Annotated in this window: 26 protein-coding genes; 17 read left to right on the top strand and 9 right to left on the bottom strand. The window is 58.5% G+C overall.

Going from position 1 to position 25,965, the window contains the following annotated elements; all coding sequences use genetic code 11:
* The first annotated feature begins 2 nt into the window (after nt 1-2).
* From ACI514_RS18275 to ACI514_RS18255, 5 genes are all read left to right on the top strand, one after another.
* Nucleotides 3-713 (top strand): class I SAM-dependent methyltransferase, encoded by a 711-nt coding sequence (locus tag ACI514_RS18275; RefSeq protein WP_405122153.1) that lies wholly within the window; start codon nt 3-5, stop codon nt 711-713.
* Complete coding sequence (locus ACI514_RS18270) at nt 710-1,096, top strand: GtrA family protein (protein ID WP_405122152.1); 387 nt, start codon at nt 710-712, stop codon at nt 1,094-1,096. The genes ACI514_RS18275 and ACI514_RS18270 overlap by 4 nt, the downstream gene beginning before the upstream one ends.
* Nucleotides 1,093-3,189 (top strand): DUF6311 domain-containing protein, encoded by a 2,097-nt coding sequence (locus ACI514_RS18265; RefSeq protein ID WP_405122151.1) that lies wholly within the window; start codon nt 1,093-1,095, stop codon nt 3,187-3,189. The genes ACI514_RS18270 and ACI514_RS18265 overlap by 4 nt, the downstream gene beginning before the upstream one ends.
* A gap of 73 nt (nt 3,190-3,262) precedes the next feature.
* On the top strand, nt 3,263-4,183 hold the full coding sequence (locus ACI514_RS18260) for a LysR substrate-binding domain-containing protein (protein ID WP_077571542.1): 921 nt from the start codon (nt 3,263-3,265) through the stop codon (nt 4,181-4,183).
* Nucleotides 4,184-4,348: 165 nt separating this feature from the next.
* Nucleotides 4,349-4,714, top strand: a complete 366-nt coding sequence (locus ACI514_RS18255) for a 5-carboxymethyl-2-hydroxymuconate Delta-isomerase (protein ID WP_077571543.1) — start codon at nt 4,349-4,351, stop codon at nt 4,712-4,714.
* 3 nt (nt 4,715-4,717) lie between these two features.
* On the opposite strand, the gene ACI514_RS18250 is transcribed toward ACI514_RS18255, so the two are convergent.
* Nucleotides 4,718-5,653: a LysR family transcriptional regulator gene (locus ACI514_RS18250; RefSeq protein ID WP_007911368.1), complete on the bottom strand. Its 936-nt coding sequence runs from the start codon at nt 5,651-5,653 to the stop codon at nt 4,718-4,720.
* A 176-nt stretch (nt 5,654-5,829) separates the two neighbouring features.
* Nucleotides 5,830-7,023: a cyanate transporter gene (locus tag ACI514_RS18245; protein ID WP_160056570.1), complete on the bottom strand. Its 1,194-nt coding sequence runs from the start codon at nt 7,021-7,023 to the stop codon at nt 5,830-5,832.
* Nucleotides 7,024-7,428: 405 nt separating this feature from the next.
* Between ACI514_RS18245 and ACI514_RS18240 the strand changes: the two genes are divergently transcribed.
* The 4 genes from ACI514_RS18240 to ACI514_RS18225 all read left to right on the top strand — a co-directional run bounded on the left by ACI514_RS18240 (nt 7,429) and on the right by ACI514_RS18225 (nt 11,702).
* Nucleotides 7,429-9,078 (top strand): phosphoethanolamine transferase, encoded by a 1,650-nt coding sequence (locus ACI514_RS18240; RefSeq protein ID WP_160056572.1) that lies wholly within the window; start codon nt 7,429-7,431, stop codon nt 9,076-9,078.
* Nucleotides 9,079-9,241: 163 nt separating this feature from the next.
* Nucleotides 9,242-10,375: a ribonuclease D gene (gene rnd / locus ACI514_RS18235; RefSeq protein WP_160056574.1), complete on the top strand. Its 1,134-nt coding sequence runs from the start codon at nt 9,242-9,244 to the stop codon at nt 10,373-10,375.
* A complete protein-coding gene (locus tag ACI514_RS18230; protein ID WP_007911350.1) occupies nt 10,372-10,665 on the top strand; it encodes a YcgL domain-containing protein in 294 nt (97 codons plus the stop codon). Before rnd ends, ACI514_RS18230 begins: the two co-directional genes overlap by 4 nt.
* Before the next feature lie 104 nt (nt 10,666-10,769).
* Complete coding sequence (locus ACI514_RS18225) at nt 10,770-11,702, top strand: D-2-hydroxyacid dehydrogenase (protein WP_405122150.1); 933 nt, start codon at nt 10,770-10,772, stop codon at nt 11,700-11,702.
* Between the two features lie 122 nt (nt 11,703-11,824).
* On the opposite strand, the gene ACI514_RS18220 is transcribed toward ACI514_RS18225, so the two are convergent.
* Complete coding sequence (locus tag ACI514_RS18220; RefSeq protein WP_116028869.1) at nt 11,825-12,418, bottom strand: nitroreductase family protein; 594 nt, start codon at nt 12,416-12,418, stop codon at nt 11,825-11,827.
* Nucleotides 12,419-12,583: 165 nt separating this feature from the next.
* Here ACI514_RS18220 and ACI514_RS18215 point away from each other — a divergent pair, with 165 nt between their 5' ends.
* Nucleotides 12,584-13,033, top strand: coding sequence for a YcgN family cysteine cluster protein (locus ACI514_RS18215; protein WP_160056580.1), 450 nt, complete (start codon nt 12,584-12,586; stop codon nt 13,031-13,033).
* Between the two features lie 35 nt (nt 13,034-13,068).
* Nucleotides 13,069-14,298 (top strand): hypothetical protein, encoded by a 1,230-nt coding sequence (locus tag ACI514_RS18210; protein WP_405122149.1) that lies wholly within the window; start codon nt 13,069-13,071, stop codon nt 14,296-14,298.
* A 102-nt stretch (nt 14,299-14,400) separates the two neighbouring features.
* Here the strand turns inward: ACI514_RS18210 and ACI514_RS18205 are convergent, their stop codons facing one another.
* From ACI514_RS18205 to ACI514_RS18190, 4 genes are all read right to left on the bottom strand, one after another.
* Nucleotides 14,401-14,778 (bottom strand): DUF2892 domain-containing protein, encoded by a 378-nt coding sequence (locus ACI514_RS18205; protein ID WP_160056584.1) that lies wholly within the window; start codon nt 14,776-14,778, stop codon nt 14,401-14,403.
* Between the two features lie 81 nt (nt 14,779-14,859).
* The gene (locus ACI514_RS18200) at nt 14,860-15,330 is read right to left on the bottom strand and encodes an RNA methyltransferase (protein ID WP_007911337.1); all 471 of its coding nucleotides are present in this window, start codon (nt 15,328-15,330) and stop codon (nt 14,860-14,862) included.
* A gap of 132 nt (nt 15,331-15,462) precedes the next feature.
* Nucleotides 15,463-15,834 carry a YajD family HNH nuclease gene (locus tag ACI514_RS18195; protein WP_007911336.1) on the bottom strand — a complete coding sequence of 124 codons (372 nt, stop codon included), beginning with the start codon at nt 15,832-15,834 and terminating at the stop codon, nt 15,463-15,465.
* 48 nt (nt 15,835-15,882) lie between these two features.
* Nucleotides 15,883-16,569, bottom strand: a complete 687-nt coding sequence (locus ACI514_RS18190; protein WP_007911335.1) for a spermidine synthase — start codon at nt 16,567-16,569, stop codon at nt 15,883-15,885.
* An 80-nt stretch (nt 16,570-16,649) separates the two neighbouring features.
* On the opposite strand from ACI514_RS18190, the gene ACI514_RS18185 reads away from it, so the two are divergent.
* Nucleotides 16,650-16,934, top strand: coding sequence for a hypothetical protein (locus ACI514_RS18185; protein WP_160056586.1), 285 nt, complete (start codon nt 16,650-16,652; stop codon nt 16,932-16,934).
* On the opposite strand, the gene ACI514_RS18180 is transcribed toward ACI514_RS18185, so the two are convergent.
* Nucleotides 16,931-17,404 (bottom strand): cyclic nucleotide-binding domain-containing protein, encoded by a 474-nt coding sequence (locus tag ACI514_RS18180; protein WP_077571551.1) that lies wholly within the window; start codon nt 17,402-17,404, stop codon nt 16,931-16,933. The genes ACI514_RS18185 and ACI514_RS18180 overlap by 4 nt on opposite strands.
* Nucleotides 17,405-17,606: 202 nt before the next feature.
* Nucleotides 17,607-19,661 (bottom strand): S9 family peptidase, encoded by a 2,055-nt coding sequence (locus tag ACI514_RS18175; protein WP_405122148.1) that lies wholly within the window; start codon nt 19,659-19,661, stop codon nt 17,607-17,609.
* Between the two features lie 1,276 nt (nt 19,662-20,937).
* On the opposite strand from ACI514_RS18175, the gene ltrA reads away from it, so the two are divergent.
* From ltrA to ACI514_RS18150, 5 genes are all read left to right on the top strand, one after another.
* Complete coding sequence (gene ltrA, locus ACI514_RS18170; protein ID WP_405122147.1) at nt 20,938-22,635, top strand: group II intron reverse transcriptase/maturase; 1,698 nt, start codon at nt 20,938-20,940, stop codon at nt 22,633-22,635.
* Nucleotides 22,636-22,730: 95 nt separating this feature from the next.
* Nucleotides 22,731-23,228 carry an MFS transporter gene (locus ACI514_RS18165; protein WP_141127938.1) on the top strand — a complete coding sequence of 166 codons (498 nt, stop codon included), beginning with the start codon at nt 22,731-22,733 and terminating at the stop codon, nt 23,226-23,228.
* A 15-nt stretch (nt 23,229-23,243) separates the two neighbouring features.
* Nucleotides 23,244-24,020 carry a class II glutamine amidotransferase gene (locus ACI514_RS18160; RefSeq protein WP_405122146.1) on the top strand — a complete coding sequence of 259 codons (777 nt, stop codon included), beginning with the start codon at nt 23,244-23,246 and terminating at the stop codon, nt 24,018-24,020.
* A gap of 12 nt (nt 24,021-24,032) precedes the next feature.
* A complete protein-coding gene (locus ACI514_RS18155) occupies nt 24,033-24,575 on the top strand; it encodes a DUF2937 family protein (protein WP_405122145.1) in 543 nt (180 codons plus the stop codon).
* A gap of 322 nt (nt 24,576-24,897) precedes the next feature.
* Nucleotides 24,898-25,893: an IS110 family transposase gene (locus ACI514_RS18150; protein WP_160057007.1), complete on the top strand. Its 996-nt coding sequence runs from the start codon at nt 24,898-24,900 to the stop codon at nt 25,891-25,893.
* Nucleotides 25,894-25,965: the final 72 nt, after the last annotated feature.

Below are 25,965 nucleotides of genomic sequence, written 5' to 3'. Positions count from 1 at the left end.
ACATGGATCTCAAGGAAACCGACATCCTCGGCGACAGCATCAACGAGCATTGGTATTACTGTTCAAAAGCTGCGGCGACAAAGCGTTTACTGGGCAATGCACCCATCAGCCGAATCCTCGATGTGGGCGCCGGTTCGGGTTTTTTCTCCCACCATTTGCTGACCCACACCGATGCGCGCGAAGCGTGGTGCGTGGATATCAGCTATACCGCCGACTCCAGCACTACCACCGCCGGCAAACCGGTGCACTACCGTCGCGGGATCGAGACCATCGATGCCGATCTGGTGTTGCTGATGGACGTACTGGAGCATGTCGATGACGACCTCGGCCTGCTCAAAATGTACGTCGATAAAGTGCCGTCCGGTAGTCGTTTCCTGATGACAGTGCCGGCATTTCAGTTTCTGTGGAGCGGTCACGACGACTTTCTCGAACACAAGCGCCGCTACACGCTGGCGCAGTTCGAAACACTGGCGCGTGACGCGGGTTTGACGGTGCAGCGCGGTGCTTATTATTTCGGCGCGGTGTTCCCGATTGCGGCGGCGTTGCGCTTGTTGCCGCAAGGCGCGCAAGCGCAACCGCCGCGCTCGCAGCTTAAACGCCATCACCCACTGGTCAACGGCGTTCTCAAGACCTTGTGCAGTCTCGAGTTGCCATTGCTGGGCATCAACCGTCTGGCCGGGTTGAGTGTGTTCGTGCTGGCGCGCAAACCGTGACCTCGGCGGAAAAAAACGCATTGATCCAGCGTGGTGTGCGCTTTGCCGTGACCGGCCTGTTCGTCACCGCGTTGCATGCGTTGGTGGCGGTGCTGTTCATCAATTTCATTGCCGCGCAGCCGCCGCTGGCTAACGGCGTGGCGTTTGCCGTAGCGACCGTGGTGTCCTACGTGATCAACACCACCTGGAGTTTTTCTGCCCGTTTGCACGGGCGAACGCTGCTGCGTTTCCTGCTGGTGTCCGTAGGTGGCTTTTTTCTGGCGATGTTGGTTGCCTGGGCCGCACAGATTGCCGGGCTGCACTATCTGCTGGGCATCGTCGCGGTGGCGCTGACGATTCCGGTGTTCACCTTTGTCTTGCACAATTTCTGGACCTATCGATGAAGGCTTCACGACACCATCCGGCGCTGGGCCTGTTGCCTTTACTGCTCGGCGTTGTGGCATTTTTCTGCGTGATCGGGCCGCAAGCGCTCGATCCGCAAAACATTGCCTGGCTGGAGCAGGGCGATCCGGCCACGCATTATCTGGGCTGGGCATATTTCCGCCATTCACCCTGGACCTTTCCGCTGGGCCTTAACCCGTCCTATGGTCTGGAATTGGGCAATTCGATCATTTTCTCCGACTCCAACCCGCTGCTGGCGCTGTTGTTCAAGCCGTTCAATGCGTGGTTACCGGCGACCTTCCAGTATTTCGGTCTGTGGCTGCTGGCGTGTTTCGTTCTGCAAGCCTGGTTCGGCTGGAAACTGCTGGGGTTGATGACGGGCAATCCGTTGATCCGCCTGCTGGGCACTGGATTGCTGGTCATTTCGCCGCCGATGTTCCTGCGCATGGGCGGGCACCTTTCCCTGTCCGGGCATTTCCTTATTCTGGCGGCACTGTACCTGGCGTTATTACCGAACCTGTATCGACGTCGTCTGGCCTGGGGCGCGCTGCTGGCGGTGACGGCGATGGTGCATGCCTACCTGTTGGCGATGGTGGCGCTGATCTGGGTGGCGGATCTGCTCGGCAAGACCTTCAGCCAACAATTGACGCGACGTCAGGGCCTGCTCGAAGGCGTTTCGCTGTTTGCCGTGGTGAGTGTGTGTTGCTGGCAGGTCGGTTACTTCGCTATTGCCGATGGCGCGCAATCCGGCGGTTTCGGTTTGTACCGGATGAACCTGCTGTCGCCACTGGATCCGGCCGGCTGGTCGTTGATTTTGCCGGACCTGCCAAAAGCCAGCGGCGATTACGAAGGCTTCAATTATCCGGGTCTGGGTGTGCTGTTGCTGGTGCCGTTGGCGCTGATTGCCTTTCTGAGAAATCGCCAGCCGCTGAAGGATGAGCTTCGCCTTCGCCCTTGGCTAATGCTGGCGCTGATCGGTTTATCGTTGTTTGCGCTATCGAACCAGATTGGTGTCGGCGCACACACCTTCAGCTACCCGCTACCGAAAATCGCCATCAAACTGGCGAATGTTTTTCGCGCCTCGGGGCGGATGTTCTGGCCGGTGTTGTACGCGCTAATTCTGCTGGTGATGTTTCTGCTGGTGCGCGGTTACCGGCCACGCATCGTCGTCGCATTGCTGGCGATCGCGTTGACGATACAGGTCGTCGATACGCGCAACGGCTGGATGGGCTTGCGCAATGGCAAGATCATGACGCCGTCCGCAGAATGGCCAACGCCGATGCGTGATCCGTTTTGGGTGAGTGCGGCGGCGCATTACCCGAACATCCGCAGTCTGATGCCGCAGAATCAGTCTGAGCGCTGGCAAGTGATTGCCGATTTCGCCGCGACCCATGGCCTGAAAACCGACGCCGTTTATCTGGGGCGCATGAGTTCCAAAGCGTTGGAGCAGGCCCGACAAAAATCCCGGCACATGCTTGAGTCAGGGCAATACGATGCCGACTCCTTGTACATCCTCGACGACTCCGTGCTGGCCGATGCTGCCAAAAGCATCAACAGTGAAACGGACCTGCTGACCCGCGTGGATGGCCTGGTGGTGCTGGCGCCGGGCTGGAAGCGTTGTTCGCAGTGCCTGAGCATGCCGGATGAAGGACGGCGGATGTCACTACTGGCATTGATGCGCCCCGGTCAGACGCTGATCTTCAACTACTCCGCCCGGCCACTGGCCAACGGCTGGTCGACCCCGGAAAACTGGGGAACATGGTCGACGGGGCAGCAGGCACAGATCGACTTGCGGGTGTCACCCGAGGCGCGCTCGATTGCGCTGGATGTCATGGCATTCGTTATGCCGCAACACCCGGCGCAGCGAGTGATCGTCAGTTTGAATGGCGAGCAGGTGCTGACTACGCGCATGGTGCAACATCAGGATAATCATCTGGAAATACCGATCACCCAGAGCATCCGGCAGCGCCTGGCGGGCGATGATCGCCTGACGATCGAGCTGCAATTGCCCGACGCCATCAGCCCTGAACAATTGGGCATCAATGATGATTCACGGGTCATGGGGCTGGGCTTGAAGCGCTTGACGGTGAACTGACGCACCGTGGCGATGGACGCCGGGGCCCCGGCCTTTCTACACTGCCGGTATTCCGGGGGGCAGGGGGCAATGGATGAACCGCAATGAACTTCGCAAGGCCGACATCAACCTGATGGTGGTGTTCGAGACCTTGATGCTCGAGCGCAACGTGACCCGCGCGGCCGAGAAGCTGTTTCTCGGCCAGCCGACCATCAGTTCGGCGCTCAATCGCTTGCGCACGATGCTCAACGATCCGCTGTTTATCCGCGTCGGCCACCGCATGGAACCGACCGCCCGCGCCGAAGATATTTTTCGCCATCTCAAGCCTGCGCTGGACTCGTTGTCAGTGGCGCTGAGCCTGACCCGCGATTTTGATCCGGCCGTCAGCACCATGACTTTCCGCATCGGTCTGTCCGATGACGTCGAGTTCGGCCTGTTGCCGCCGCTGTTGCGTGCGCTGCGCCAGGAAGCGCCGAACGTGGTGTTCGTGGTGCAACATGTCGATTACTGGCGCATCCCCGATCTGCTCGCAGCGGGTGATATCACGGTCGGTATCAGCCAGACGCGTGGCTTGCCGGCCAATGCCAAGCGCAAACTGCTGCGGCACATTCAGCCGAGCATCCTGCGCGCCGACGCCAGCGATACACCGCTGACGCTGGATGAATATTGCGCACGCCCGCACGTGCTGGTTTCGCACACGGCCAATGTCAGTGGATTTGCCGATGAGTGGCTCGCGGAACTCGGGCGCACCCGTCAGGTGGTGCTGTCGGTGCCGCAATACAGTGCATTGCCGGCATTGCTGGCCGGCACCGACCTGATTGCCAGTCTGCCGGATTACACGGCGGCGGCCATGGCCACTTCGGGGTTACTGTTCAAGGAGCCGTTCCCGTTCAAGACGCCGACGCTGGATTTGTCGATGGTCTGGCTCAGTCACGTCGACAGCGATCCGGCGGAGCGCTGGTTGCGTTCGCGGCTGGAGCAATTCATGAGCGAACGGCCATTGACCGCAGCCTGAGCCATGACACCGTGTAGGAGCTGCGGCACGCTGCGATCTTTTGATCTTCAAATCTCACGATCAAAAGATCGCAGCCTCGTTTCACTCGACAGCTCCTACAGGGATTGGTGATGAGCCGCATGTGCTATATGTACGACCTTTCTGCCAACTGACCGGGGACCTGCAATGCCACACCTGCACATGGAATACACCGCCAACCTGCCGCAGTTGAACGCCGACGTTGCGTTGATCCGCCTCAACAACACGCTGGTGGGCTCCGGTCAGTTCGCGGCGGAGTTCGATATCAAAAGTCGTGCGATTAAAGTCGAGACCTTCAAGGTCGGTACCGCCATGGCCGAGCGCGCCTTCGTTTATGTGAAGCTGGCGCTGCTCAGCGGGCGTTCGCCGCAGATCAAGAAGCAGTTGTCAGAGAGCCTGTTGGCGGTCTTGCAGGACCTGTGCGAATGGCCGGCCGGCGTCGAAGTGCAGCTGTGTGTCGAACTGGTCGATATGGATCGCGAGTCCTACAGCAAAACCGCGATTGGTGTGTAGGACTCAGGCCGCTTCGAGTTCGCTGCACACCTTGACCACCTGCTCGCGCAACCACAGGTTGGCGCTGTCCTGATCAACGCTCTGGCTCCACTGCATGTCGAGGGTAAAGCCCGGCAAGCCGTTCGGCGCCTCACAGTGATTGAACACAGCTTCGTTGGTCAGCAAGCGCTGGATGCGGCGGGGCAGGGTGAGGATGAAGTCGGTCCCGGTGATCATTTTCAATGCCGCGCTGTAGCTGTTCGAGCGCGCGACGATCTGGCGCTTCTGCGCCTGCCGCGCCAGCCAGCCATCGACCATGTTGGTGGTCGACGTCCACGGTGTAGGGAACACATGCCGGCGTTCGGTAAAGGCCTGCAGGCTCAGGCGCGGCTCCAGTGGCGTGGCGCGTTTGTCGAAGACGCAGACCAGATCATCTTCCAGCAGCATCCGCGATTTCAGGTCGGTGTGATGGCGGTGGAAGTTGGGGCCGAAGCTGATCACCAGATCGAGGCTGCCGTCGCGCAGCTCATCCGCCGGCACATCGGTCTCGAACTTGTGCATGTTGACCATCACCGGCAAATCGTCGAAGTCGAAACGCTTCAACAGGCGCGGCAGAATCAGTTGCTCGAAGTATTCCGGGGCGCAGATGTTGAAGGTGACGGCTTGCCGGGTCGGGTCGAACGTGGGGGCGCCGGCGTGGCACAGGTTGATACTTTCCAGAATCTTCTGCACATGGCCGTACATGGTGCTGGCCTTGTAGGTCGGACGCATGCCGGTGCGGGTGTTGATGAACAGTTCGTCTTCGAAACTGGTGCGCAGTTTTTTCAAACAGTAACTGACGGTGGACTGGCTGACGAACAGGGTTTCTGACACATCGGTGACGCTGCTTTGCTCATAAACGGCGATAAACACCATTAGATCCTGCATGTCGAGCTTTCGAAGCAAGTTACTGTTCAGCATCCGTACTGTCTCGCTGTGCTTCTTGCGCTGAATCCGCGCAAACGTGTGCGAACGATCGTAGCGGAACGATGGTGCCAGGACAAAGCCCTGTAGGACGTTTCACAGTCAGTTGTGGGACAGAAAGTTTTACGAACACGACGTCGCCGACAAAACCACCGAAATGTGGCCAGAAGCCTTTATCTCGACGCGGGAAAGTGTCGGGCGTAATGCCTGGGATCGAAGCGCCACACCATTAACAGCATCACTCCCATCACAGCGGTCAGCGCCCACCAGGCCCATTCGAAACTTCCAAGCCAATCGCGGATCATTCCGGCCAGCAGCGGCGAAAGGCCGGCGATCAAGTAACCGATGCCCTGCACGAACGCGGTCAGCCCACCGGCGCGTTGCGGGTTGTCGAGGTGATCGAGCGAGACGATCAGGCTCATCGGAAACAAACCGCCAATACCCAAACCCAACAGGCACGGCCACAGCAGGCTGAGCTGTTGTGGGCTGAGGATCAGGCCGCAAAATCCGCTGATGATCAGCATCAGTAACGCCATCAGAATCACGCGTCGATCCCGGCTGCGATTGGCGATCGCCGGCACCACCAAGCCGGAAATCACCTCCATGGCCGTCAGAAGACCCAACAACAGCCCAGCGTTTTGTTCACTCCAGCCTTTTTCCACGTAATACGGCGCGAGCCAGGCCAGCACGCAGGTGTAGGACGCTGTCCCCAAACCAAAGAAGATCGCCAGTAACCAGGCGCGGGAATTGGCGAGGAACGAGTCTTTTCTGGCTACCGCCATCTCCGTGGAGGGTTGCTGGCGGCGTTGGAACCACCAGAACACAAACGCGAGTAAAGCCAGCATCGCCCAGAAGGCCAGACCACTGCGCCAGCTCCCGGTTTGCATCAGCACCAGCGGCGCGAGCGAGGCGGCAAGCGCGGCGCCAGCCATGATCGACGTGACGTATAGACCCATGCACAGCGCGACGTTGTCAGCGAAGCGCGATTTGATCAGCGCCGGCATCAACGCCTGAATAAGTGCTATGCCGATGCCGGCCAGCACGGCGCTTGCAATAAATTGGGCAGCAGAGTCGATAAACAGTCGTGACAATGTTGCCAGGCCGATGATCAGCAAGGACAGCAATACCGTCCGTTGCTCACCCAGCCGTTGACTGATGCCAATGCCGAAAAACATCGCCAGCCCCATGGCCATCACCGGCAGCATGGTCAGCAGTGAAGCGACAGTGAAGCTCAGCGGGATGTCGCCGCGAATGGCCGACAGTAACGGACCGACCGCCGCCATCGACGGACGCAGATTGAGCGCGACGAGAATGATGGCGAGCATCAACAAGACGGCGGGGCGAGCGGTGGCGCGGAGGTTTTCCATCGTCAGACCTTTGGACAGGGCGGATGATTAGGCGCGGAACCGCTTGTGCTGGGCAAACCAGAAAATCCACAGCCCTTTTTAAAAATCAAATACCGATCCCTGTAGGAGCTGTCGAGTGCAACGAGGCTGCGATCTTTTGATCTGGCTTTAAAGATCAAGATCAAAAGATCGCAGCCTGCGGCAGCTCCTACAGGGGACGCATTGTTTACTGAATAAAAGCTGAACCATTCTCAAATACTTCACAAGTTTCATCACGTCACCAAAGTCCAACTAATCGTTGGCGTCTTTTTCACAAAAAATTGATGGTTGCCTGCTTAAAGTTTGTCATGCCTTGGTTAATGAAATTTTCACAACTGAAATTTCTTTCATGGACTGAGGCTCTTCTTTTCAGGAATCGCCCTTTCTATGTTGAAGTTAAAAGCCGTGCGCCCGGAATGGGTGACGTTGATCGCCAGCGCCTTTCTTTTAATCGGCTGCAATGTTGTCCTCTGGCAGCACCTGTTCGAGATCACCACCGCAGATGGCAAGGGCATCGCCATGCGCGTGGCGTTTGGGGTAATGATCCTGGCGGCATTCAACATTGTGCTGACGGTTCTGGCTTTCCGTCCGCTGCTCAAACCGCTGTTGACCCTGATATTCCTGATCAGCGCCGGCGTGGCTTACTTTATGAGTCAATATGGCGTAATGATCGATGCCGGCATGTTGCGCAACTTTGCCGAAACCAATGCAACGGAAGTGCGTGATCTGCTCTCGTTGAAGTTGTTTGCTTATATTCTGTTGCTTGGTGTCTTGCCATCATTTTTGTTGTGGAAGTTGCCGATTAATTATCGTCGCTGGCACCGTGAGTTGCTTAGTAAAGTTATTGTCAGTGTCGCCTCGGCAGCGGTAATTGGCGGCGTGGCCCTGGCCAACTATCAGGGCTTGTCTTCACTGTTTCGCAACCATCACGAAATTCGCCTGATGCTAGTGCCGAGCAACTACATTGGTGCTTCGGCTGGTTACCTGCGTGAACAAGTGGTTTCGGCGCAGCAACCGTTCGTCAAGATCGGTGAAGACGCTGAGCGCAATCCGGATGTGAAGCTTCAGCCGCGTAAATCCCTGACCGTGTTAGTGGTGGGCGAAAGCGCCCGGGCGGAGAATTTCGGCATCCTCGGTTATGACCGCGACACCACACCGAAACTGGACAAGGAAGCCGGGCTGATCGCCTTTACCGATGTACATTCCTGCGGCACGGAAACGGCTGTTTCTGTGCCGTGCATGTTCTCCAACATGGGTCGCAAGGATTACGACGCCAGCAAGGCGAAGAATGAAGAAGGTTTACTCGATGTGCTCAAGCGTGCCGGGATCGACGTGATCTGGCGTGACAACCAGTCTGGCTGCAAAGGCACCTGTGATCGAGTCACCCTGCAGGATGTCAGCAACCTGAAGGACCCGGCGCTGTGCGCCAACAGCGAGTGCCGCGACGAAATCCTCCTGCAAGGCCTGCAAGGTTTTATCGACCACCTGGACAAGGACACCGTTCTGGTCCTGCACCAGATGGGCAGCCATGGCCCGGAATACTTCAAGCGCTATCCAAAGGAATACCAGCACTTCACGCCTGTTTGTGAAAGTAACGCGCTTAACAATTGCAGTCGCGAAAGTATCGTCAACGGTTACGACAACACGCTGGTGTATACCGACCATGTGCTGTCGAGTCTGATCGATGTATTGCGCAGCAATCAGGACAAAGTCGATACCGCCATGTTGTACCTGTCGGACCACGGTGAGTCGCTGGGCGAATACAACTTGTTCCTGCACGGTACGCCTTACATGCTGGCGCCAGAGCAACAAAAGCATGTAGCGATGCTGGCGTGGTTTTCCGACAACTATCAGAAGGCTTATTCGGTCGACACCCATTGCCTGCAGATGAGCCGCGATAAACCTCTGAGCCAGGATAACCTGTTCCACTCGATGCTTGGCCTGCTTGAGGTCAAGAGCAAGGTCTATCAGCCGGGTCTGGACATGTTTGCCGGTTGCCGTGGCGCGGTGATCGACGGCGTGCTCGCGAAGGAATGAGGCCAATCGGCTCCGTCGTTCTGACGTGACGGGCCTGTCTGTTTCCTCTGTCAGACTATTCTTGCTCTTTGGCAGGACATTTCGTTACAGCTCTTGCCCTTCGCAGGCGCGTAAATCGCCGGTGGCGATATATACTGCGCGCCATTCTTCAAGGGAGAGCCGTGTGGCCATCGATATTCACTGGATTCGCGACAACGAAAGCCTCGCGCAGTTTTGCGCCGAGTGGCAGCAGCTGCCGTTCGTTGCCCTCGACACCGAATTCATGCGGGTCGACACCTTCTACCCGATTGCCGGCCTGTTGCAGATTGGCGACGGCAAACGCGCCTATCTGATCGATCCGCTGACCATCAATGCCTGGCAACCGCTGGCCGCACTGCTGGAAAACCCGGCGGTGCTGAAAGTCTTGCACGCCTGCAGCGAAGACCTCGAAGTGCTGTTGCGTCTGACCGGCAGCCTGCCGGCACCGATGTTCGACACGCAACTGGCCGCCGCTTACCTGAATCTCGGGTTCTCGATGGGCTATTCGCGACTGGTGCAGGAAGTGCTCGGCATCGAACTGCCGAAGGGCGAGACCCGTTCCGACTGGTTGCAACGCCCGTTGTCCGACACACAAATCAGCTACGCCGCCGAAGATGCCGTGCATCTGGCTGAGGTTTTCGTACAACTGCGGCCGAAACTGTCTGACGACAAATTCGCCTGGGTGCTGGAGGACGGTGCTGAACTGGTCGCCAACCTGCGCCGCGAAACCGACCCTTACGAGGTCTATCGCGAGGCCAAACTGGCGTGGAAACTCTCGCGGGCGCAACTGGCGGTATTGCGTGAGTTGTGCGCCTGGCGTGAAAAAGAGGCCCGCGCCCGCGATCTGCCGCGCAACCGCATCGTCCGCGAGCATTCGCTGTGGCCGTTGGCTCGTACGCAGCCGGATAACCTCGCCGCGTTGGGCAAGATCGAAGACATGCATCCGCGTACCGTGCGTCAGGACGGCCAGTTTCTGCTTGATCTGATCAAGCGCTCTGGCAGTGTGGGCCCTGATCAATGGCCGCCCGCCGTAGCCGAGCCATTGCCGATCGAAGCGGCTGCGTTGATCAAACAACTGCGCGCATTGGGTCAGGCTGAGGCCGAGCGCCTGGGCATCGCCCCGGAACTGATGCTGCGCAAGAAAACCCTCGAAGCTCTGGTCAAAAGCGGTTATCCCGAGGGTCCTTACCAATTGCCTGAGTCGTTGCGTGGCTGGCGCCGCGAACTCATGGGTCAGAAGCTGCTCGACAGCCTGGCCACCGCCGGAGAACAGCCTTGAAACGTATTTGTTCCATTTACCAAAGCTCGAAGCGCAGCGGCATGTACCTTTATGTGCTCAAAAGTGATGCGCTGGAGCGCGTTCCGGAAGCGCTGATGCTGGCCTTCGGCAAGCCGAAGCATTCCTTCGATCTGGTGCTGTCGCCCGAGCGCAAACTGGCCAGCGAAGACATCGTTGTGGTGTTGGAAAACCTCGATAAGCAGGGCTACCACCTGCAAATGCCGCCGGCTGAGGACGAGTACATCGAGCATTTGCCCGAAGAGTTGCTGCGACGTAACGACCCGGTCTGATCTGCGCGGCTCTGTTCTGAGTCTCGGTTTACCCTGGAACTGTTTTTACCGCGATGGCCGTCCGAATCCGGCGGCCGTCTGCACGGTTTGCGAAAGGTTTGAAGATGCGCGTTCTGATTGCTGAACACGACCACGCGATATACGCCCGGCTGCTGCGTCAGGCAGCGCCCGAGGTTGAAGTACTGACCAGCGGCGACTCCGCCGAGTTGGCCCGTCAGGCCGCCGATTGCCCGGTGTGGCTGGGGCAGCCAGACCTGCTCGCGACCCTGTTGCGCCAGGGCCACCAGCCACAATGGCTGCAGTCGACCTGGGCCGGTATTACACCGTTGCTCGCGGACGGTTTGCGCCGTGATTACCGTTTGACCCGCGCGGTGGGGATTTTCGGTCAGGTGATGGCCGAATACGTGCTGACCTACATCCTCGGCCATGAGCGCGAAGTGCTCGCGCGACTGGTCAGCCAGGTCGAACGCAAGTGGGACAACCGCAGCGGCCAGAGCCTGGTTGGACGCAAGGTGCTGATCGTCGGCACCGGCGACATCGGTCAGAGCGTGGCGCAGTTCCTGCTGCCATTCGGCATTGAGTTGTACGGCATCGCCAGTACGGCTCGCGAGCAGGCGCCGTTTGTCGAGGTCGGTTCGATGGCCGACCTGCCACGTCTGGTGGGCGAGGTGGATTACGTGGTCAACCTGCTGCCGAACACCGAGCACACCCACGATATCTACGACGCGGCGCTGTTCAAGCAATTCAAGCCGACCGGGTTGTTTATCAACGCCGGACGCGGTGTCGCGGTGGTTGATGCCGATCTGGTGGACGCGTTGAAGGAAGGTCATCTGGCGGGGGCGGTGATCGACGTTTGCCGTCAGGAGCCACTGCCACAGCGCCATCCGTTCTGGACCGCGTGGGGTTTGCTGCTCACCGGGCACAGCTCGGCACCGACGTCACCGGCGTTGATGGTGCAGTTGTTTGTCGAGAACCTGAAGGCGTATCAGGCGAGCGAAGCGTTGCGCGGGGAAGTGGATTTCAATCGCGGGTATTGATACACCGCAATCAATGTAGGAGTGAGCCTGCTCGCGATAGCGGTGTGTCAGACAGCATTAATGTCGACCGACACACCGCTATCGCGAGCAGGCTCACTCCTACAGTTGTTTTACGGTGTGGCTTAGAGGGTGAAGTCGCCTTCCGCCGCCAGTTCATTCAGCGGTCGGCGCGGGCTCGGCTCTTCGCGAGCCTGCAGGTATTCAGCCAGCGTTGCCTTGTCCCCTAGTTTGCCGACCGCCACAGCCGCGTGCAGCGCGTAACCTTCCGGAATATTCAGCTCCTTGCGCGTCAGCTCCTGATCGAAACCCGCCATGCCGTGGGTGTGCCAGCCACTGATGCTCGCTTGCAGCGCCAGATGGCCCCACGCTGAACCCGTGTCAAACGTGTGCCACAACGCTGGAGTTTCCTCGGTGGCACCCGGTGCAGTGAAAGTGGTTTTCGAAATCACGATCACCAGCGCCGACGCATGCTGCGCCCAGCTACGGTTGAATTCATTGAGCAGACCCAGATAACGCTCCCAGTTCGGCGTATCGCGACGCGCATAGAGGAAACGCCACGGCTGCGAGTTATACGCCGAAGGCGCCCAGCGCGCGGCTTCGAAGAAGCTCAGCAGGGTTTCTTCCGGGATCGCTTCGCCGGTGAAGGCACGCGGCGACCAGCGGTCGGTGAATTGCGGGTGAATGGCGTAATCGGCAACGCGAGGGTTGGCACTCATCGAGAGATTCCTTGCTACGTTTGAGTCATGAATTCGAGGCAAAACCCTACGTGGAGGCGGTTAGGCTGACAAGCGCGATTTACCGACAGTCGCCAACGCTTGGCCCGCAAGGCCTTGAGCACTAGACTGGCGGCCTTTTCACCACCTGATGTTGATGCTTGAGCCATGGCCGCCAAAGTCGAACCGTTCTGGATACGCAAACCCCTCGATCAACTGGATCACCAGGAATGGGAATCGCTGTGCGACGGCTGTGGTCTGTGCTGCCTGCAGAAACTCGAGGATGAAGAAGACAACAGCGTTTATTACACGCGCATCGCCTGCAAACTGCTGGACCTGAAAACCTGCCAGTGCAGCGACTACCCGAATCGCATCAAGTTTGTCCCGGACTGCATCCAGCTCACCCCGGGTCAGGCTGAAGAATTCAAATGGCTGCCGCCGACCTGCGGCTATCGACTGGTCAGCGAAGGCAAGGATCTGCCGTTGTGGCACCACCTGGTGTGTGGCGATCGCGACGCGGTGCACCATGAGCGTATTTCCCAGTCAGGGCGCATGCTTGCCGAAGGCAGCGTGCCGGAAGATGACTGGGAAGATCACCTGATTTTCCGCGCAGGTTAAACACCTGCTGTTCCAAGCTTTACCAAGGAGTGCGTATGGCTGTCGGATTGCCGCAAGCGTTGATGGTTGCGCTGCTGGCGTTGAGCGCGCCGGTCTGGGCGGCGAAGAAAGTCGATCTGGATTATCACGTGCGCCTGTTGCCACAGAGCGATCAGGCCGAAGTACGCCTGACCCTGGCCAAGGGTGAAGCGGTGCGCAGTCTCGATTTCGATCTTGGCGACGGCAGCCATTACAGCGACTTCAAGGCTGACGGCCAGTGGCTGCTGAGCCCGGGCAAACAGGCGCGCGGGGTGTGGCGCCCCGCCAGCGAAAAGTCCAGCCTGACCTACCGCGTGCGCATCAGCCACGGCCGCAAGAACGGCAGTTTCGACACGCGCATGACCCCGACTTGGGCGTTGATGCGTGGCGACGAACTGGTACCGCCGGCCAAACTCGATCAGCAGGACGGCACCGAACTGGTCGCGCGTCTGCAATTCGAATTGCCTGATGGTTGGAAAAGCGTTGAAACCGCGTGGCCACGCATCGGCAAAAACAAATTCCGCATCGATAACCCGTCACGCCTGTTCGACCGCCCGACCGGCTGGATGCTGGCCGGTCACCTCGGCAGTCGCCGCACACGCCTGGGCGAAACCGAAGTCACCGTGGCCTCGCCGCAAGGGCAGGGCATGCGTCGCATGGACGTGCTGACGTTGCTGACATTCGTCTGGCCGCAGGTGCAGGCGGTTTATCCACGCCATCCGGCCAAACTGTTGATTGTCGGTGCCAACGACCCGATGTGGCGCGGCAGCCTCGGTGCGCATGAATCCATTTACGTGAATACGCGATTGCCGCTGGTCAGCGAGAGCGGTAGCAGCGCGCTGGTGCGGGAGCTGGCACAGGTGTTCGGGCGGATCAACGACGAGCAGCGCAGTGACTGGATCAGCGAAGGTTTTGCCGAGTATTACGCGATCGAACTGGTGCGCCGTGCCGGTGGCATGAGCGATGAGCGTTATCAGAGTTTGCAGGCGAAACTGGCCAGGGACAGCCAGAAAGTCACGACCTTGCGCGGCGCGCAGATCAGCCTGGCGCAGGTGTCAAAAGCAGTGATTTTGTTGCAGGAACTGGATCGCGAGATTCGCTTGAAGACGCGCAACAAGCGTTCGCTGGATGATGTGTTGCGTGGGGCGATGCATCTGGGGACAGTGAGTACCAAGGAGTTTGTGCAACTGGCCGAGAGCGTTCTTGGCGAGTCATCCAAAGTCCTTGATACCGTATTGCTTCAGTGACACCGCTATCGCGAGCAGGCTCACTCCTACAAGGGAACGCATTCCAAATGTAGGAGTGAGCCTGCTCGCGATGGGGCCCTCAACCCCACCGCAAATCTCGGATCAAACCCCGGTTTTCGGCGACTTCACCGAATCATTGCCGGTCACGGTGGCAGTGCTGGTCGCCGCTTCGGCATTGGCCTTGAGCTTGCTCAGCTCTTCGCCGGCCCGCTCGATCTTCGCCCGCACGTTATTCATGTCCTGACGACTCTTCTCGATCAGGCTTTTCACCGAACTGTGCCCGGTAATCCCGCGCGCCATCGCCACGCCGCCAATCGCCACCTGAATCAAGCCGAACACACCGCCACGGCGCAGGCCCTTGCCGACCATGATCACGCCACCGGCCAATGAGCCGATGCGCTCCCAGCCTTCGACGTTCTGCTCGGGATGGCTCTGGAACGGGGTGGATTCGATACGTTCGACACGTTTGAGCTCGGTCATGATCTTTCTCCAGGCAATGAATAATCGATAAACAAGCTGACTGCCAGAGCAGTCAGCTCGTTCCATCGGATGTGCGACGCTTCAGCGGAATTTTGGCCCGGAGCGGGTGTTCAAGCCCTTGGCCATGCGGTCGTAGAGCACGACATTGACCGTGGCGGCGAGGTTCATGCAGCCGGTGGTCGGGATGTACACTACGTCTTCGCACCAGTCGCGGATCTCTTTATCCAGCGAGCCGTCTTCGGGGCCGAAGATGTACAGGGCGCGATCCGGGTGGGTGTATTCCGGCAGCGGGCGGGCGCCCTCGACCAGTTCCACGGCGACCGGCACGCAGTTGAGCGGGAGGATCTTTTTCAGATCGTCGATGCCGATCAGCGGGATGTCGTAGTGCACGCGTTTGGTGTCGGTGACGAAGTCGGCGGCGCGTTCATAACGCTTGCCGGTGTAGAACACCGACGCCACGCCATAACAGCCTGCGGCGCGCATCACCGAACCGACGTTCTCCGGTGATTTGGGGTTATACAAACCAATGCAGCTGTACCGTTTGTCTGCCACGAGCGGGGTGCCTTCGGGAAAAAGAGCGCGATTATACGGGGATAAGATCAAAAGATCGCAGCCTTCGGCAGCTCCTACATTTGGATGGTGTACACCCTGTAGGAGCTGCCGAAGGCTGCGATCTTTTGCTTTTTAATCTTCTTTCTTCATCAACCCGGCCAACGCGGCAAACGGGTTATGCGTCGCCTTGGCAATCTTCGGCGTGCTCAGCGAGCCTTCGCTGAAATACTGCTGGTCGGTATAGCGCGAGTGTTCGTTGTCGTGGCAATACAGGCACAACAATTCCCAGTTAGAGCCGTCCTGCGGGTTATTGTCGTGGTTGTGGTCGCGGTGGTGCACGGTCAGTTCGCTCAGGCGCTTGCCGGAAAACTCACGGGTGCAGCGGCCACAGACGTGCGGGTACATCTTCAGGGCCTTGTCACGGTAGCCCATTTCCTTGTCGCGCTGGTTGTCGGCGAGGATACGATCCAGCTTCGACGTATTGGTTGGGGTGGACGAACTCATGGGTTCACCTTTGTAAAAGACTAATGACGGTTATGCGCAGAGTTTAGCTCAGCCTTTGAGCTTCTCGGCAATCCAGATCGTGTGGCGCGTGCCCTTGTTGCCATGGGCGAAGACCTGAACTTCTTCGGCCTTGAAACCGGCCTTCTTCAATTTGTCGGAAAACAGCCGATCGGCGCTGGCCGACCACACCGCCAGCACGCCTTTCGGGCGCAGGGCCTTGGCGCAGGCATTCAGACCAGCGGCGGAGTACAGCCAGCTATTGGCCTTCTGGGTCAGGCCTTCGGGGCCGTTGTCGACGTCGAGCATGATCGCGTCGAAGCCGTTCGGTTCGCTTTGCAGCACCTTGGCCACGTCTTCCTGACGGATCACCGTGCGCGGATCGAGCAGCGGCCGGCCGGACTTCTCGCCGAGCGGGCCACGGTTCCACTCGACCACGCCGGGCACCAGTTCCGCGACCACCACTTCAGCGGTTTTGCCCAGATGCTTGAGCGCCGAGGCGAGGGTAAAGCCCATGCCCAGACCGCCGATCAGCACCCGTGAGTCCGGCCGCCCGGCCACTTTACGGCAAGGAATTTCGGCCAGAGCATCTTCGGAGCCGTGCATGCGCGTGTTCATCAATTGCCCGCCGTCGCCGCCCTGGATCTTGATGACAAAATCCTCGCCATATTCGAACAGGCACAGGGCACCGCCGCTTTCAGGGATCGGGGTGGTGTCGAGCAGAACGAAACGTTTCATGGAAATCTCTACAAGGGGGAAGGCAAGCAGGCCCGTTGGGAGTAGCCTGAGCGCAGACTAGAGGCCAAACGGAGCCCTTGATGAAGCGCACCATTCTAACGGTCATTGCCCTGGCCGCGCTCTCGATTACTGCAGTGCAGGCGCAACAGACAATACCGGTCAGCCCGGCGCCGCAACCCGGCGCGCCCGGCACCGCGACGCCGACGCCGTATCCGCAGATCACGCCGATCAACATTCCCAAGTCGGGTGCCGGCAGTGGCAGCCCGCCGCTGGTGCCGATTGAAATGCCCAGCCCGCCGAGCAAGGATCAACCTGTGCCGGGCATTGAACCGAGCGGCACCAAAGCGAAAACCCCCGGCGGTTAAACCTGTTGCGCCGCCAGTTGACCGTCGGCCATGCGCAGGCGTTTCGACAGGGATACGGCGAGGGCGCGGATGATCTTCGCGGCGATCTTCGGCGCGTCGTTGAGCATTTTTTCCAGCGAATCCTTACCGAGGTTCAGTAGCTGGCAATTAGTCGCGGCGACGCAGGTGGCCGAGCGGCGTTCACCGTCCAGAACGGCCATTTCACCGAACGCCCGACCGCTGCGCAGGGTGGCCATAGTGATCACCTGACCATCGGGCCCGGTTTTCTGCACGGCGACCTGGCCGGTGTGGAGGATGCACATGAAACTGCCGGCATCGCCCTCGCGGAAAATCGCCTCGCCCTCAGCCACAGTGCTGATGCTGAAGTAGCCGGAAGCGGCCGCAAAGTCGGCCAGTTGCAATTGATCGAACAGGCCGCAGTCCATCAGCCAGTCGCGGATTTCGTTGTTCAGTAAGGTCGGTTCTGACATGTCGTCACGGTCTTTTTGTTTTCACTGTTTCAGGCTTCAGACGATCCCTTGTAGGAGTGAGCCTGCTCGCGATAGCGGTCGGTCATTCAAATCATCTTTAACTGACATACCGCTATCGCGAGCAGGCTCACTCCTACAGGGGATCTGTGTGGTATCGGCCTCTTGGGTCTGCAATTAAGACCCAAGTGACCGACGGAGTTCCTCAGGCCAGGCCCAAAACCTTGAAAACAAATGCATATTCGAGCGCTACGTCACGTAATCCCTGATAACGCCCGCTCATCCCGCCATGCCCGGCGCCCAATTCGGTCTTGAGCAGCAGCACATTGTTGTCGGTCTTGGTCGCGCGCAATTTCGCCACCCACTTCGCCGCTTCCCAGTACTGCACGCGGCTGTCGTTATAGCCGGCGATTACCAGCGTCGCCGGATAGTCCTGCGCGCTGACGTTTTCGTACGGCGCATACGCCTTGATTCGCTCGTAAACCTGCGGCTCTTCTGGATTGCCCCACTCGTCGTACTCGGTAACGGTCAGCGGCAGATCCGGATCGAGCATGGTATTGAGCACGTCGACGAACGGCACCTCAGCAATCGCCACACCGAACAGATCGGGACGCTGGTTGAGCACGGCACCGATGAGCAAACCACCCGCGCTGCCGCCACTGATCGCCAGTTTTTCAGCTGTGGTGATGCCGTTAAGGATCAAGAACTCGGCGCAGGCAATGAAGTCGGTGAAGGTGTTGTGTTTGTGTTCCTGCTTGCCGGCGCGATACCAGGCTTCGCCCAGTTCACCGCCGCCGCGCACATGGGCGATGGCGAATGCCATGCCGCGATCCAAGAGGCTCAGACGGGCGTGGGAGAACCACGGATCAAGGCTCGAACCGTAAGCGCCGTAACCGTAGAGATACAGCGGCACCGCTTGGCCGACCATTTCGCGCTTCATCACCAGGCTGATCGGCACTTGCGTACCGTCCGGCGCGGTCGCCCACAAACGCTGGCTGACGTACGCGTCGGCGTCGAACGGGCCGAGTACCGGGGTTTCTTTCAAAACGGTTTGTTCGCCACTGGCGAGGAGCAGTTGGCGAACCTGTGCCGGGCGGTTTAGCGCCTCGTAGCGCAGACGAATGCGGTCGCTCTCGAACTCCAGGCTGTTTTGCACATAGAGGCTGTAGGCCGCGTCCGGCAATTGCACGCGATAAGGCGTCAGACCGTGTGGGTGAACTTCGATGATCGGCAGGCCACCCTCGCGCAGGCTCAGGGTCATGGCGTCGGTGTTGAGGCTGACGCCATCGAGCATCACTGTGTCGCTGTGGGGGATCAGGTTTTGCCAGTCGGCTTCGGTCGGCGCGGTGCCGCTGTCCGGCGCCTGGTACAGGGCGTAGTTGATGCCGTCGCGGTTGGTGCGGATAAACCATGTCCACACGCCATCGAGCAGACCGTGATCGACATCGTATTCATGATCTTCGACCCGTGGCGCCAGGCAAGTGAAGGGCTGGTGCGGCTGATTGGCGTCGAGCGCCCAGACTTCGCTGGTGGTCTTGCTACCCAGCGACAGCAGCAATTGCTGCTCGGAACTGGAACGGTAGCAGTGCAGGAAGAAACGCCCGTCCGGCTCGTGGAAAACTTCTTCGGCAGCGGTGCCGTCGAGGCGATAACGGAACAGTTTGTGTGGACGATGGGTGTCGTCGAGTACGCCGAAAAACAGGGTCAGGCTGTCGTTGGCCCAGGTCATGCTGCCGTCGCAGTCTGCGAATTCCAGTTCGCTGACTTTGTCGTTGGCCAGTTCCTTGACGAACAACGTGTAGATTTCATCGCCCGAGGCGTCGACGCTGTAGGCCAGACGCTGGTGATCCGGGCTGATGCTGAACGCACCCAGTGAGAAAAAACCGCCATTGGCCAGCACATTCGGGTCGAGCAGCAGTTGTTCGCGGCTTTCGTCGAGGCTCAGGCTATCGTCTGCCGGACGCGGGCAGCGGTAATGCCGGGCGTATTCGTCGCCCGCCGTGGTGCGGGTGTAATACAGATACGGGCCCCACGGCGAGGGCAGGGACAGGTCGGTTTCCAGAATCCGGCCCTTGATCTCCTCGAACAGGGCTTCGCGCAGTTCAGCTTGATCGGCGGTTTGCGCTTCCTGATAGGCGTTTTCGGCCTTGAGGTAATCGAGCACCGCGTCGGTGTCGCGCTCCTGCAGCCAGGCATACGGGTCGGCACCGGCAGCCTTGTGGGCGATCGGGGCACTGATGACGTTGGCGGATTGGGGCATGGAAGGCTCTCGGACAATGTTCGGAATAAAGGTTTTCGCGGATCGTGAAACCGCCGCAGTCCCCTGTGGGAGCGAGCCTGCTCGCGAATGCGGTGGGTCAGACAACAAAGTTTCAACTGACAGTCCGTATTCGCGAGCAGGCTCGCTCCCACAGGTCGTGTGTCTATTGGGACAAGCCGCACGGGCGAAAAGTCGTTACTATAAGCGCCTCTGTGCGACACGCGTAGCGTGTCTTCAAGACCTCGAGGTGTCAGATCATCTTGAGGGGCTCCTTGAGTGGAGTCGAAGCCTAGGTATCGCCTCCTAGGAAACAAATCTGTCCCAGAAGTCCAGTACCTTCAAGGGCTTGCCGCTGCGGCGGGGTATGCAAAAGGGTCGATACAGCATTCAAAACTCGCCCTCAGAAAGCGTTTTTCTTTCTGGAATGCATCTCAAATCATCGGTTCTTCTCAGAACCTAACCCACGCGGGAAAGAATCCCCGCAGGGGTTTTCTCCTGCTTCTGAAACAGGAGGAAACAAACCTTAGAGCATGCTGCTTAAGCAGTCCCCGCTCCTATCCATCTGAAGACGCGAGCGAAAGCTCTGTCTGTCATTGTCCATCTAATTTGCTTGCAAGTTAGCAGCGGACTCGTTGTGCGACCAACGATAGCCTAGGAAAACATGCGTCATTGGCAACGATGAGGTGTGAAGCTTTTCTGACAACGTAGTCCCCGTAAGGGCCTGCATTTTCCGCGAGGGGATGCGGGGATGCTCGGAGCAGAACCGGGTTGAGACGCTAGGCTGATCGGAATGGGCAACATATGTGAACTGCTGATAAACGTCGTAATTATAAACAAGCCAAAACTGCTGTCAGGCTTGAGCCAACAGGCAAAGTGATCGGATACCTCCGTAGAGGCTGGGGGTACGTCGTCATCAGGATCACCGGCGGAAAGGCAGGCCCTAACCCAATCGTGTGACAGGCAGGGAACGTGGTAAGTCCGTATGGCTGCCTTCGGGCAGGTGAACCGCAAGGGGATCTGTTGGCCGTGCGGGTATGGGATCGCAGAGAAAGCGAAAGTCGATTTGTAATGAATCGAATAGGGGTTGGAACATCACCCCACGGGAAACCGGGCAGACTTCTGCGTGGTCTTTTGTCGCATGAACTCTGACTGAGCCTGTCTCAATAATTTCAGAAACCTGTGTTTAGGTTTCCCATTAATCCAGCCCTGACGGGACGTCCATTCCCGTCAGGGGATGCGTACGTCTTCAGCTCAGGCAATTTGAGAGGAAGGCAGCATGCTAGTACATAGCCCTAAGGCCGTGTCTGCGCCCTCCAGCGCTCCGCAGCAATGGCATGACATCGATTGGCGTCGTGTCCAACGGAACGTTCGGGCAATGCAGGTGCGGATCGCGAAGGCTTGTCGGGAAGGCGACTGGCGCAAGGTTAAATCCTTGCAACGGATGCTGACCCGCTCTCGATCGGCCAGATACTTGGCCGTTCGGCGAGTCACTGAAAACCAGGGCAAGCGCACGGCGGGAGTCGACCGCGTGCTCTGGGATACACCCGATGCCAAATGGAAAGCGGCAAATGGGTTGAAGCGCCACGGATACAAACCTCGGCCATTACGGCGAGTTTTTATTCCGAAGTCGAATGGAAAGGAGCGCCCTCTGGGCATTCCGACCATGACAGACAGAGCTATGCAAGCCTTGTATTTGTTAGCTCTGGCGCCCATCGCGGAAACCACCGGTGATCCAAATAGCTATGGCTTCAGGATCGAACGTTCGACGGCGGATGCAATGGGACAGCTGTTCGTCTGCCTGTCCAAAAAGGTTTCGGCCCAATGGGTACTGGAGGCGGACATCAAAGGCTGCTTTGACCACATCAATCATGACTGGCTGATCGCCAATGTCCCTACAGACAACGAGATCCTTCGGAAGTGGTTGAAAGCCGGGGTAATTCATAAAGGCCAACTGCAGGCAACGAATGCTGGGACGCCGCAGAGCGGGATTATCTCGCCCACCTTGGCAAATATGGTGCTGGATGGCCTGGAATCACAGCTCAAGCAACATCTGGGCGTGACACAGGCCAAGAAGCTGAAAATCAACGTGGTGCGTTACGCGGATGACTTTGTGATTACCGGAGACTCGAAAGAGGTGCTGGAAAGCGAAATCAGACCTTGGGTGGAGCAGTTTCTCGCTGCAAGGGGGCTGCAGTTGTCACTCGAGAAAACCCGCGTGGTTCACATAGACGAAGGCTTCGACTTTCTGGGATGGAATTTCCGCAAGTACGACGGGAAACTCCTGATCAAACCGAGCAAGAAAAACGTGAAAGCGTTCTATCGCAAAGTGAAGACAGTCATCAGCGCTAATAAAACGGCCCGGCAAGAGGATCTGATTCGATTGCTTAACCCGATACTGCGAGGTTGGGCGGTTTATCACCAGCCGGTTGTGGCCAAGAAGGCGTTTAGCCGAATGGATAACTCTGTTTTCCATGCTCTCTGGTACTGGGCGAAGAGGCGACACCCAAACAAATCGTTGGAGTGGGTCAGGAGAAACTATTTTCAGGCTCACGAAGGCAGAAATTGGGTATTTGCCACCACGGCAATGAAGGTTGACGGATCGAAAGCAATAGCACCTCTGTACTCAATTGCGAGTACCGCGATCGAGCGGCATAGAAAGGTGAGTGGGGGCTACAACCCCTTTGATCCTTCCATGGAGGAAATGGGAGAGAAACTGCGAATGGTACGAATGCTCAAAAAGCTGAAATACCGTAAACAGATTGTGAGGCTTTTCCAAACCCAAAAAGGTCTATGTCCACTGTGCAAACAGCCGATCACCAAGGATAGCGGTTGGCATGACCACCACATAATTCACCGCTCCCAAGGCGGTGGAGACACCTTGGATAACCGAGTACTATTACACCCAGTTTGTCATCAGCAGCTACACAGCCGTGGATTGACAGTAAACAAGCCGGCTCCAAACGGGGCTTACTAAAGACTTGAGCCGTATGCGTTGAAAGGCGCACGTACGGTTCTTAGGGGGAGGCAGACCAGTAATGGTCTGTCTCTACCCGACTTGCCTGCCTTGCCATGGACACCATGACCGAGAACGACTATCTGATCGCCTGGGGCCTCTACGCCTTTGCCGCTGTGGGCTGCCTGTTGGTATGGATGCGCCTGACTACCTGGATGTGGCGCTGGTTGCGCGAGCCGCTGCGCGTGCTGATGGCGGTGTTGCTGTTCAGCCCGACCATCATTGATCCGGTGAAAGCCAAGGTTGCGCCGTCCATTGCCATCACCGCGCTGGACCTGGCCTTCAAGGTCGGCAACAACGCCTGGCGGGCGATCTCCGATCTGTTCATGTACAGCATGATCGCTTTCGGCATCTACTTGATTTTCGTGGCGATCCGCTTCCCGATCGAACGTGCTTCGCGTGCGCGTCGTGAACAGGCAGAAGCCGCCAAAGCCGCCGCCCGCGCCGATGATCGCGATGACGATCAACCGTTTGGCGGCGCCGGTGATGACCGTTATGGCCGTCCACCTCTGCCGAATAATCCGCAGCGCATGCGGGTCGAGCCGCGCCTGTAACCCGAGAGTCCGCACATGTGTGAATTACTGGGCATGAGTGCCAACGTGCCGACCGATATCGTGTTCAGCTTCACCGGCTTGATGCAGCGCGGCGGCCGCACCGGCCCGCACCGCGATGGCTGGGGCATTGCCTTCTATGAAGGCCGTGGCTTGCGCCTGTTTCAGGACCCGGCCGCGAGTTGCGAGTCGGAAGTCGCCAATCTGGTGCAGCGTTATCCGATCAAGAGTGAAGTGGTCATCGGCCACATCCGCCAGGCCAACGTCGGCAAAGTCTGCCTGTCCAACACCCACCCGTTCGTCCGCGAACTGTGGGGACGCAACTGGTGCTTCGCGCACAACGGCCAGCTCGCCGATTTCACCCCGATCAAAAGCTTCTACCGCCCGGTCGGCGATACCGACAGCGAAGCGGCATTCTGCGATTTGCTCAACCGCGTGCGTGCAGCATTCCCGGAGCCGGTCGATATAGAAGAACTGCTGGCGGATCTGGTCGCCGCGTGCGCCGAATACCGCAGCAAAGGCGTGTTCAATTGCCTGCTCAGCGATGGCGACTGGCTGTTCTGCTATTGCTCGACCAAACTCGCACAGATCACCCGTCGCGCACCGTTCGGCCCGGCGCGTCTGAAGGATGTCGACGTGATCGTCGATTTTCAGGCGGAAACCACGCCCAACGACGTGGTCACGGTGATCGCCACCGAACCTTTGACCGAAAACGAAACCTGGACCCGCTACGAACCGGGCCAATGGAGCCTGTGGCGACGCGGCGAATGCGTCAGTCAAGGCAAGACCGAATAAGGATTGCACCCCATGTTGCTCAGTTATGTACGGCTGGTGTTGTTTGCGGCGGGCCTGTTGATCGGTGTCCAGGTGCCGGGATTCATCAACGACTACGCGAAACGCGTCGAGGCGCATCTGATCGAGGCGCAGACCGGTCTGCGCGGTTTTCAGGGCACTGCCGAGCAGTTTTTCAAAGGCGATATGCAGGCGCTGGTCGCGCATTATCGCGCCAGTGAAGACCCAGTGTTTCGCAGCGATGCCGACAGCCTGAGCACGTTGCTCAGCCGTCAGATCGCGCTGGACAAGCAGTTCCAGGCGATGCAAGGCCCGTGGTACATCCGCTTTCTTCAAGTGGTGCTGGCCGCTGATCCGGATATCCGCAAGGAAACCTGGAACGGCTACAGCTACCAGATCCTGCTGACCCCGGAAGCGATGATCTGGGGCATGAGCGGCGCGTTGCTGCTGTCGTTCGGGGTTGAGTGCCTGTTCCGCTTGATCGATTGGGTCGTGCTCGGTGGCCGGCGCCTGCGTCAGAGCCGGCCGATCGAAGACCGCGACGTGCGTGGGTTGTAACAGCTCAAGATCAAAAGATCGTCCGATCGCGGCCCGAACCTTCGGCAGCTCCTTGTATGTTGCCCTCACACCAGTCAATTGAGATCTAAGCTCGCTGGTGCGGACATACGAAGATGTGTTTCTGGGGGAGACCGATCGCTCCTAAAGGCAGGACTTGCTCCTGACCTTGTCTGTAGAGAGGTCCCCCCGCCTCATTGCCCACCACGAAGAGTATCGAGAAGCCGACAAGTCGGACTTCGCATTACAAGGTTGCAGTGGCATGAAGTTCGAGGTCAGGGGAACCAGGATGCATTTCTAACCCAGTTCACTCGGAGTTGAAAGCATGAGCATGCATGTCGGTTTGGATGTGGGGTCTCGCACGACCGCCATGGGCTGGCGCAACGACGGCCGTTTTGCAGGGGCCTGCAACATCGACCAAACACCCGCCGGGCGCAAAGCAGCGGTCAACAGGTTGCTCGAGCTCAAGCCTTTATCCGTAGTGATGGAGGCCACCGGCATCTATTACCTGGATTTGGCCATGGAGCTCACCGCGGCGGGTTTGCCCGTTTCGGTTATCAACCCGAAGAGCTTTCATAACTTTGCCAAGCTGATGCTGAAAAACAGCAAAACCGATGCGATCGATGCCCAGTTGCTAGCCGAATACGGCGAACGCATGAGCCCAAAATTGTGGACGCCGCCCACGACCATACAGTTGGAACTGCGGGCTATCGGAAGGCATATCAATCGTTTGACGTGTCATCGCACCCGAGCCAAGAACGAGCTGCATGCGCTGAAAGCTACTCAAACAACCGTGAAAATGCTGATTGAAGACGAAGAAGAAGCCATTGAAGCTTTTGACAAGCGAATCGAGCGTTTCAGGCTCGCAGGTCGGGCGCTGATCGACAACTGCCCGACGCTAAGCGCCCAGTTTGGGCACATGATCGCAGCGCCGGGCATGGGCGAAATTTCAGTATTTGCGGCACTGGCTGAATTGACGACCTTGCCAGTGACACTTAAGTCCGCGCAGGTCAGCCGACATGCAGGACTCGATGTGCGGCTTACGCAATCAGGTACCAGCATCGATAAACCTGGGCGGATAAGTAAGGGCGGAAACACCTACCTACGTTCAGCGATGTACATGCCAGCGCTGACTGCCATACGTTGCGACAGCAACGTGAAAGCCTTTTACGAAGCGTTGATCGGGCGAGGGAAGAGAAAGATGCAGGCTATCGTCGCCGTCATGCGCAAATACCTGACCGGCTTGTGGGCCTGCATGCGAGCCGGCGAAGATTTCAATACGGCCAAGCTTTTTTGCGCAAAAGATCTCGCAAAAGCTTGACCGTGAACAGAGTATCTACAGAGATCAATGTAGGAGCTGCCGAAGGTTCGGGCCGCGATCGGACGATCTTTT

This window comes from Pseudomonas sp. M20, assembly GCF_045037865.1.
Lineage (GTDB): Bacteria > Pseudomonadota > Gammaproteobacteria > Pseudomonadales > Pseudomonadaceae > Aquipseudomonas.
Note: the sequence above shows the minus strand (reverse complement) of the source record. Positions and strands in the feature narration are given on the sequence as shown.